The organism is Vibrio sp. 1249-1 (assembly GCF_033340495.1).
The window spans coordinates 1-633 of record NZ_JAWOWJ010000709.1 but is presented as its reverse complement, the minus strand read 5'-3'; the positions used below and the strand labels follow the sequence as shown (position 1 = coordinate 633).

General features: G+C 46.1%; 1 protein-coding gene. It reads right to left on the bottom strand.

Going from position 1 to position 633, the window contains the following annotated elements; all coding sequences use genetic code 11:
• A partial coding sequence (locus R7Z50_RS28480; RefSeq protein ID WP_318149878.1) for a DEAD/DEAH box helicase occupies window positions 1-633 on the bottom strand: 633 nt, incomplete at both ends.

The window sequence follows — 633 nt, the reverse complement described above, 5'->3', positions numbered from 1 at the left end:
CCTGCACGGCCGGTACGGCCTATACGGTGGACATAATCTTCGGCTTTAAATGGCATATCAAAGTTCACCACTTGTTCAAGCTCTTGAATATCTAGACCGCGCGCCGCCACGTCTGTCGCAATCAGGGCTCGAACTTTACCTTGCTTGAATTCATCAAGTGCACGCTGGCGAGCACCTTGCGATTTATCACCATTAATCGAAACCGCTTTAATACCATCCAGTTTGCGCTCCTTTGCAAGCTCGTCGCTGCCTTGTTTGGTTTTAGTGACAACAAGTACTTGTTGCCAGTTTCGTGAACCAATTAAATACGCTAACAATTCACGCTTACGCTTTTTATCAACTGGATACACCATCTGCTTAACCGTTTCTGCCGTTGTATTCGCTGGAGACACTTCCACCTCAACAGGAGAATCCATCAGTTTGTAAGCGATGGTTTTAATGCGTTTTTCAAACGTCGCCGAAAACAGCATGATTTGTTTGTCATTCGGTAGTCGACGAAGAATGCGTTGCAGATCAGGCCAAAAACCCATGTCCAACATTCGGTCAGCTTCATCAAGCACCAACACGCCAGTTTTAGAAATGTTTACGTTGCCGTTAAACAAGTGGTCTAACAATCGGCCCGGCGTAGCAATA